The sequence below is a fragment of the Streptomyces sp. NPDC086023 genome (assembly GCF_044540325.1).
In the GTDB taxonomy this organism is placed as follows: Bacteria; Actinomycetota; Actinomycetes; order Streptomycetales; family Streptomycetaceae; genus Streptomyces.
In genome coordinates, this window is the sequence record NZ_JBITRX010000018.1 from 138688 (window position 1) to 146946 (window position 8259).

General features: G+C 74.1%; 9 protein-coding genes. 3 read left to right on the forward strand and 6 right to left on the reverse strand.

Annotated features, from left to right (window positions below):
* Positions 1–125: 125 nt before the first annotated feature.
* From dapF to miaA, 3 genes are all read right to left on the reverse strand, one after another.
* The gene (dapF, locus tag ACIF6F_RS29650; RefSeq protein WP_399953449.1) at positions 126–1001 is read right to left on the reverse strand and encodes a diaminopimelate epimerase; all 876 of its coding nucleotides are present in this window, start codon (positions 999–1001) and stop codon (positions 126–128) included.
* A 130-nt stretch (positions 1002–1131) separates the two neighbouring features.
* Positions 1132–1605: a hypothetical protein gene (locus ACIF6F_RS29655; protein ID WP_399953505.1), complete on the reverse strand. Its 474-nt coding sequence runs from the start codon at positions 1603–1605 to the stop codon at positions 1132–1134.
* A 141-nt stretch (positions 1606–1746) separates the two neighbouring features.
* Positions 1747–2685, reverse strand: coding sequence for a tRNA (adenosine(37)-N6)-dimethylallyltransferase MiaA (gene miaA / locus ACIF6F_RS29660; RefSeq protein ID WP_399953454.1), 939 nt, complete (start codon positions 2683–2685; stop codon positions 1747–1749).
* Between the two features lie 162 nt (positions 2686–2847).
* On the opposite strand from miaA, the gene ACIF6F_RS29665 reads away from it, so the two are divergent.
* Both ACIF6F_RS29665 and ACIF6F_RS29670 read left to right on the forward strand, forming a co-directional pair.
* Positions 2848–3111, forward strand: a complete 264-nt coding sequence (locus tag ACIF6F_RS29665) for a hypothetical protein (protein ID WP_399953457.1) — start codon at positions 2848–2850, stop codon at positions 3109–3111.
* 24 nt (positions 3112–3135) lie between these two features.
* Entirely contained in the window at positions 3136–3405 is a 270-nt protein-coding gene (locus tag ACIF6F_RS29670; RefSeq protein WP_399953460.1) for an antitoxin, read from the forward strand.
* 76 nt (positions 3406–3481) lie between these two features.
* Here ACIF6F_RS29670 and ACIF6F_RS29675 read toward each other — a convergent pair whose 3' ends face one another.
* Both ACIF6F_RS29675 and miaB read right to left on the reverse strand, forming a co-directional pair.
* Complete coding sequence (locus ACIF6F_RS29675; RefSeq protein WP_399953463.1) at positions 3482–4204, reverse strand: class III extradiol dioxygenase subunit B-like domain-containing protein; 723 nt, start codon at positions 4202–4204, stop codon at positions 3482–3484.
* A gap of 61 nt (positions 4205–4265) precedes the next feature.
* Positions 4266–5783 (reverse strand): tRNA (N6-isopentenyl adenosine(37)-C2)-methylthiotransferase MiaB, encoded by a 1518-nt coding sequence (miaB, locus tag ACIF6F_RS29680; protein ID WP_399953468.1) that lies wholly within the window; start codon positions 5781–5783, stop codon positions 4266–4268.
* Positions 5784–5899: 116 nt separating this feature from the next.
* Here miaB and ACIF6F_RS29685 point away from each other — a divergent pair, with 116 nt between their 5' ends.
* Positions 5900–6895, forward strand: a complete 996-nt coding sequence (locus ACIF6F_RS29685; protein WP_399953471.1) for a TAXI family TRAP transporter solute-binding subunit — start codon at positions 5900–5902, stop codon at positions 6893–6895.
* A 104-nt stretch (positions 6896–6999) separates the two neighbouring features.
* Here the strand turns inward: ACIF6F_RS29685 and ACIF6F_RS29690 are convergent, their stop codons facing one another.
* Positions 7000–7986 carry an ROK family protein gene (locus ACIF6F_RS29690; RefSeq protein WP_399953476.1) on the reverse strand — a complete coding sequence of 329 codons (987 nt, stop codon included), beginning with the start codon at positions 7984–7986 and terminating at the stop codon, positions 7000–7002.
* Positions 7987–8259 lie beyond the last annotated feature (273 nt).

Sequence of the window (8259 nt, forward strand, 5' to 3'; positions counted from 1 at the left end):
CTTCGACCGGCGGTGGCGGGCATGGGGTGAGCCCTGAGGGCCGGTGTCTGATGCTACCGACCCCACCACGTGGCGCAGTCCGGCTCTCGCCGAGCGTGAAACGGATCACCCATTCGAGGGAAGCTTCAGCCGAAAGCCGTTTCGGTCAGCCAGGCGGGGTCGATCTCGCCTTCGGCCACGATCACGGCGGGCCCGGTCATCTCGATCTCGCCGTCGGGGTGCTCGGCGATGACCAGCGTGCCGCCCGGGAGGTCGACGGTGTACGTGGCGGTCGTGCCGGTGACGGCCGGGTCGGCGCCGTCGCGCCGGGCGGTGGCCACGGCCACGGCGCAGGCCCCGGTGCCGCAGGAGCGGGTCTCGCCCGAGCCGCGCTCGTGGACGCGCATCGCGACGTGGCGGGGACCCCGGTCGACGACGAACTCGACGTTGACGCCGGTGGGGTAGGCGGAGGCGGGGCTGAACGGCGGTGCGGCGTGGAGGTTCCCGGCGTCGGCGAGGTCGTCGACGAAGGCGACGGCGTGCGGGTTGCCCATGTTCACGTTGGTGGCGGGCCAGCTGCGCTCGCCCACGGAGACGGTGACCTCGCCTTCGGGCAGCACCGCGCGGCCCATGGAGACGGTGACGTCCCCGTCGGCGGTCAGCCGGACCGTCTTGACGCCGCCCCGGGTGGCGACGGCCAGCTCGCCCTCGCCGGCGTACCCGGCGTGCCGGAGGTAGCGGGCGAAGACCCGGACGCCGTTGCCGCACATCTCGGCGACGGAGCCGTCGGAGTTGCGGTAGTCCATGAACCACTCGGCGACGTCGGCCATGGCGCGGGCCTCGGGGTGCTCGGCGGAGCGTACGACGTGCAGCAGCCCGTCGCCGCCGATGCCGGCCCGGCGGTCGCAGATCCTGGCGACGGCGGACGGGGGCAGGTCGACGGCATTGTCCGGGTCGGGGATGATCACGAAGTCGTTCTCGGTCCCGTGGCCCTTGAGGAAGCTGAGCTGCGCGATGGTCACCCGGCCATCCTACAAAGCGCTGGTGGGACGGGGCGGGAGTGGCCGGAGGGTGGGACGGACCGCTTCCGAGGGGCGCCCGACGAGGCGAACTGCGTACCGGCCCGACGCCGGTGGTGATCCCGGCGGCGGCTCAGCGGAGGCGGGCGACGCGCCAGACGGCCAGGAACGCCAGGGTGAGCACCACCACGGCGTACAGGGCCACGATCCGCCAGTCCGGGCGCTCGCCGGAGCCGCGGGCGGGCAGGCCCGGCCAGGAGTAGCCCACGCGGCGGGCGGCCATCATGCCCCAGCCCCCGGCGCAACAACTGATCAGCAGGCCGAGCATGGCCACGACGGCGCCGCCGTCGCCGAACTCGAAGGCGAGGGGGAAGGCGAACATCAGGGAGCCGGCGGCGGCGAGCATGACGATGGGCGCGAGCTGCCAGATCCGCAGCTTGCGCTGCGGCCGCAGCTCGACCTCGACCTCCGGGACGACGGTCTCGTCCTCGGGCCCGTCCGGCGTCAGCCGGGCGGGCTCCGCCGGAAGGCCCAGATCACCGGGAAGGGCAGACTCCGGACCGGGTCCGGTGCCGTTCCGCTCGGTGTCGCGAGGGCCGGCCTCCATCGCCACGCGCCCTCCCCATCAGAACTTCCTGGACTTCACTCGCTAGCGTGCCCGCCGGTGCGTACGACCGGCGGGAATTTGATGATGGCACGCCACCGGGCCCCCAACAGGCGTGCGGGGCGTCCCGATGCCATCACGTGATCAGGCTGTAACCGCTCGTTCGACCAACGACTGCGCGAGTCCGGGGAGTTCCGCGCGGTCCTCGGCGGCCCCGCTGAGCCAATGCACGCGGGGATCGCGGCGGAACCACGAGTCCTGCCGACGGGCGAAGCGCTTGGTGGCGCGGACGGTCTCGGCGCGGGCCTCGTCCTCGGTGCAGTCGCCCGCGAGGGCGGCCAGCACCTGCTGGTAGCCGAGGGCGCGGGAGGCGGTGATGCCCTCGCGGAGCCCCTGCGCCTCCAGGGTGCGCACCTCGTCGACCAGGCCGGCCTCCCACATGCGGTCGACGCGCAGCGCGATCCGCTCGTCCAGCTCGGGGCGGGCCACGTCCACGCCGATCTGCACGGTGTCGTAGACGGAGTCGGGGCCCGGGAGGTTGGCGGTGAAGGGGCGCCCGGTGATCTCGATGACCTCCAGGGCGCGGACGATCCGGCGGCCGTTGCTCGGCAGGATCGCGCGGCCGGCGTCCGGGTCGGCGGCGGCCAGCCGGGCGTGCAGGGCGCCGGGCCCGCGCAGGGCCAGCTCCTCCTCCAGCCGGGCGCGCACCTCGGGGTCGGTGCCGGGGAACTCCAGGGCGTCGATGGCGCCGCGGACGTACAGCCCGGAACCGCCGACGAGGACCGGCGTGCGGCCCTCGGCGAGCAGGCGGTCGATCTCGGCGCGGGCGAGCCGCTGGTACTCGGCGACGCTGGCGGTCTCGGTGACGTCCCAGATGTCGAGGAGGTGGTGCGGGACGCCGCCGCGCTCCTCGGTCGTCAGCTTGGCGGTGCCGATGTCCATCCCGCGGTAGAGCTGCATGGAGTCGGCGTTGACGACCTCGCCGTCGAAATGCCGGGCGAGGTGGACGCCCAGATCGGACTTTCCGGCCGCGGTGGGACCGACGACGGCGATGACCCGCGGGGCGGGGGCTGCGCTTCTCACCGCCCCAGTCTCGCAAACGTCGGGGCCGCTCCCCGAACGGGTGAGGTGACGGCCCCGGAACCCGGTCGTTGCCCTGGCGGGGTTCCGGCCCGGGAGACGCCCGTTCGGCCTCTTGCGGCAACGCGGAACCCTGTCCTCACGAGTAACGTTATGGGAGTAGACATGGGCGTTTTCGCATGGTTTCGCCGTAAGGACACGGACAAGGCCGCCGTCGAGGCGGCGACCGAGGAGGCACCGGTGACGGCCGAGGCGGCGGCGGACGCCGACGGAGCGGCCGGGGCCGTGGTCCCCGGGGCCGGGACGGCCGCCGAGGAGGCGGAGCAGCCGGGCGGCGGCACGGCCGCCGAGGCCGGCGCCGCGATCCCCCGGCAGCAGTCGGCCGACGGGGCCGTCGACAGCGAGACCGGTGACGGCGCCCGTATGTGAACCCCCGCCAAGAGAAGGTGACCCATGGGCCTGCTGGACAACCTCAAGGCCAAGCTCGCGCCCGCCAAGGACAAGGTCGGCGGCCTCGCGCAGCAGCACGAGGGAAAGATCGGCCACGGTCTGGACAAGATGGCGAAGGCCGTCGACTCCAAGACCAAGGGCAAGTACCACGACAAGATCGAGAGCGGTACGGGCAAGGCAAAGGGCGCCCTGGGACGGATCGCGCACAAGGACGACGACGGCGCCGGAGGCACGACCGGCACCCCCGGCCCCACCCCGCCGCCTGCCTCCTGACACGGCCCCCGAGGAACGGGGCGCGGTTCTTCCGCGCCCCGTTCCCGCGTCCGGGTGCCCCCGCGGGGCGGGCGGGTCAGGACCAGGCGGCGACGAAGTAGCCGACGCCGTACGGGGCGTCCTCGTACAGCAGCCGGCCGGCCAGCCCGGCGCCCTCGGCGGCACCCGCGAGCACCTGCCAGGGCGCCCGGCCGGCCGCCTGCAGCTCGTGGGCGAGCCCGGCGTCGACCGCGGCCAGCGCGGCGGTGTCGGCCGCGGCCAGGGCCCGCGCCGCCGCGGCGTCGAAGCCCGCGGCACGCTCGTCGAGGTATCCGGGCGCCTTGAGCGTCCGGCAGGCGCTGCCGTCGCCCATCACCAGCAGCGCAACCCGCTCCGGACCCGCGGCCAGGTCGCGGCCGGTCGCCAGGCACCGCTCGGCCGGCAGCCCCTCGCCCACGGCGACGCCCTGCACCGGCGCGGCACCCCAGGCGACGTGGTCCAGCAGCCATGCGGCCACGGCGAGGGAGCCGGGCAGCCCGGCGGCGTTCGGCTCCCCGGCACCGGACTCCCCCGGGCCGAGCCGTACGTCCAGCGCGACGCCGAAGCCGCGGAACGTGCCGCGCGCCCCCTCGGCGTACGGCTCCACGCCCTCCACGGGTGCGGGGCCCACCACCACGAGCCGGTCGGGGCGCGCGGCGGCCAGCACCGCGAGCGCGTCGGAGCACGCGGTGCGGGCATCGGCGAGTTCGTCCGCGGCACCGGCCGCGACCTGCGGCACGAGGAGCGGCGGACACGGGCATACGGCAGCGGCTACCAGCATGATCCGCAGCCTAGCGGGGCGACCGACGGACCCGGCGCCCCGCGGGCTCAGTCGATACTGCTCAGCAGGTCGAGGAGCCGCACGCCGAACCGCCGGCGGCGACCGGCAGCGGCGCGGGCGCGCCCAGCGTGGGGATGCCGAGCATCACGCCCTGCGGCTTGGCCTGCGCGGCCTGCCGCTTCTCCCACGCGTCGCCGGCACGGGTGCGCCGCACCTCGGTGGTGGGGCCCTCGGCCAGCAGGTGGTGCGGGGCGGCGTAGGTGATCTCCACGGTCACCACGTCACCGGGGCGGACCTCCGCCTCCGGCTTGGTGAAGTGCACCAGGCGGTTGTCGGGGGCCCGGCCGGACAGGCGGTGCGTCTCGCCGTCCTTGCGGCCCTCGCCCTCGGCGACCATGACCTCCAGCGTGCGGCCGACCTGCTTCTTGTTCTCCTCCCACGAGATCTCCTCCTGGAGGGCGACCAGGCGCATGTACCGCTCCTGCACGACCTCCTTCGGGATCTGCCCGTCCATCTCGGCGGCCGGGGTCCCGGGGCGCTTGGAGTACTGGAAGGTGAAGGCGTTGGTGAAGCGGGCCTCGCGGACCGTGTGCAGGGTCTGCTCGAAGTCCTCCTCGGTCTCGCCGGGGAAGCCCACGATGATGTCGGTCGAGATGGCGGCGTGCGGGATCGCGGCGCGCACCTTCTCGATGATCCCGAGGAAGCGCTCCTGGCGGTACGAGCGGCGCATCGCCTTCAGGATCGTGTCCGAGCCGGACTGCAGCGGCATGTGCAGCTGCGGCATGACGTTCGGGGTCTCGGCCATGGCGGCGATCACGTCGTCGGTGAAGTCGCGCGGGTGCGGCGAGGTGAAGCGGACGCGCTCCAGGCCCTCGATGGTGCCGCAGGCGCGCAGCAGCTTGCTGAAGGCCTCGCGGTCGCCCAGGTCGGAGCCGTAGGCGTTGACGTTCTGGCCGAGCAGGGTGATCTCGGAGACGCCCTCGGCGACCAGCGCCTCGATCTCGGCGAGGATGTCGCCGGGGCGGCGGTCCTCCTCCTTGCCGCGCAGGGCGGGGACGATGCAGAAGGTGCAGGTGTTGTTGCAGCCGACGGAGATCGAGACCCAGGCGGCGTACGCGGACTCGCGGCGGGTCGGCAGCGTCGACGGGAAGGCCTCCAGGGACTCCGCGATCTCGACCTGTGCCTCCTCCGCGATGCGGGCGCGCTCCAGCAGCACGGGCAGCTTGCCGATGTTGTGGGTGCCGAAGACCACGTCGACCCAGGGGGCCTTCGAAACGATGGTCTCGCGGTCCTTCTGCGCCAGGCAGCCGCCGACGGCGATCTGCATGCCGGGGCGGGCGGCCTTCATGGGGGCGAGCCGGCCGAGGTTGCCGTACAGCTTGTTGTCGGCGTTCTCGCGGACGGCGCAGGTGTTGAAGACGACGACGTCGGCCTCGCCCTCGCCGATGTCCTCGGGCGCGCGGACGTAGCCCGCGTCCTCCAGCAGGCCGGACAGCCGCTCGGAGTCGTGCACATTCATCTGGCACCCGTAGGTGCGCACCTGGTACGTCTTCACAGCAGCCTCGCCCTCAGCACTCACCCGACAAGGGTAAGGCTTGGGGTCGGCACGCCCTCCCGCCCGCGGTCCGGCCGGGACGGGCCTGCGGTGACGGGCCGGCCGTGACAGGGCGGAGGCGGGGTGGCAGGATCGCGGGCATGCCCGTCGTGCTCTCCCGGATCAGCAGGCGCCGCGCCCTGCTGGGCGCGGTGGCGCTGCTCGCCGTGGCCGGGGCCCTGCTGTGGTGGCTGCTGCCGCTGGGCCGGCCGGAGCCGGAAGGGCGGCTGACCTTCAGCACCGGCGTGCGGACGGGCGTCTACCAGAAGTACGGCCAACTGCTGCGCGCGGAGCTGGGGCGCGACCTGCCGAAGGTCGACGTGAGGCTGGTGAACAGCGAGGGCTCGCAGCAGAACCTCCAGCGGGTCGCGACGGGCGAGGCGGACTTCACCCTGGCGACGGCCGACGCGGTGGCGAAGTACCAGCTGGACCGGAAGCCGGGCGCGGACCTGCTCCGCGGCTGCGCGCGGCTCTACGACGACTACGTGCAGCTGGTCGTGCCCGCGGACTCCCCGGTGCGGTCGGCCGCCGACCTGCGGGGCAAGCGGGTGGCGATCGGCCAGCCGGGCTCGGGCGTACGGCTGCTGTCGGAGCGGCTGCTGGCGGCGGCGCAACTGGACCCGGTGCTGGACATCAAACCCGTGTCGATAGGGATCGACACCATGCCGGCCGAGCTGGAGGCGAAGCGGATCGACGCCTTCTTCTGGTCGGGCGGGCTGCCGACGACGGCCGTGAAGGAGCTGTCGGAGCGGTTCCAGATCCGTCTGGTGCCGCTGGGCGACCTGGTACGGGAGCTCCAGCGGGCTGGCAGCCCCTCGCGCTACTACCGGGCGGCGGTGATCCAGCTGGACGCCTACAAGCTGGCGCGGAACACCTCGGCGGTGGCGACGCTGGCCGTGCCGAACCTGCTGGTGACCACGGAGCGCACGGACCCGGCCCTGACCGAGGCCCTGACCCGCACGGTGATCGACAGCCGCGACCGCATCGGCGGCGAGGTCCACGCGGCCCAGCTGGTGGACCTCCGCACGGCCATCTTCACGTCCCCCCTGGACCTCCACGAGGGCGCGGCGCACTACTACCGCTCGGCCAAGCCGTAACCCTCCGGGAAGGTCCCCGGACCACCCGGCGCCACCGTCCCCACCCACCGGCCACGACCACGAGCACCGGACCGCGACCGGCACCAGGACGGCACCACGGCACATCAGACGGGCAGGAGCTCCGTGGCGGCCGCGGCGGCACCGATGAGGCCCGCGTCGGTGCCCAGGGCCGCGGGGACGACGGTGAGCGGCTGCACGAACGACAGCGTGGCGTACGAGGACAGGTGCGCCCGCAGCGGACCGAACAGGGTGTCGCCCGAGGCGGCGACCCCACCGCCGATGACCGCGAGGTCCACCTCGACCAGGGTCGCGGTCGCCGCGATGGCCGCGGCCAGGGCGCGCCCCGCACGGTCGAAGGCCGCGAGGGCCACCTCGTCGCCGGCGCGCGCCGCCGCGGCGACCCCGGCGGCGGTACGGTCCCCCGCACCCGGATCCCAGCCCTGGGCCAGAGCCCAGCGGGCGATGGACGTACCGGAGGCGATGGCCTCGACGCAGCCCCGCGCGCCGCAGACGCACGGCTCGCCGTCGAAGGCCACGGAGATGTGCCCGATGTGACCGGCGTTGCCGGTGGGGCCCGGGTGGAGCCGCCCGCCCAGCACCAGACCGCCGCCCACGCCGGTGGAGACGACCATGCACAGCGCGTTGTCATGGTCCCGGGCCGCGCCGAGCCAGTGTTCGGCCGCGGTCATCGCCACGCCGTCGCCGACGAGTACGGCCGGCACCTCCGCCCCGTGCGCGGCCAACGCGGCACTGGTCCGCTCCAGAACCGGGTAGTCGCGCCAGGCGCCGATGTTGACGGGGCTGACGGTGCCGCGCGAGGCGTCCACCGGCCCCGCGCTGCCGATACCGCAGCGCCGTACGTCGGCCCACGCCGGGTCCCCGGCCAGCTCGGCGACAACCTCCTCGACGGCCGCCATGACCCCGTCACCGTCCACCCCGCGCGGGGTGGGCCGCCGGGTGGCCGCCACCATCGTGCCGTCGGGCAGCACCAGCGCCCCGGCAATCTTCGTACCGCCGATGTCGACGGCGGCGGTGACTCCGTCACCACCGGAGGCTCGGGGCAGCGGAACGGTCGACGCGGGGGTGATCACGTGGCTCTCCTGAAAAGGGGTCGGTTTCAGTATGCGCGCGCTGCTCGCCCGCTACGCCCGCAGGTGCCCCCACCGGAGGACCGCCCCCCGAAACACGCCGGGGGCGCACGCCGCTCACCCCACCAACGCCCCGCACCTCACCTCGCGCACCCCACTCCCCCCGCACTCCCCTTGGCTGCCCTGGTGGGTCGTGTGGTGTGTGGGGGAGGTGCTTGAGGCGTCGTGGCAGGCTGGTCCGGTGGCAGGCCCGGGCCTGGGGTGGCCGAAGGCCAG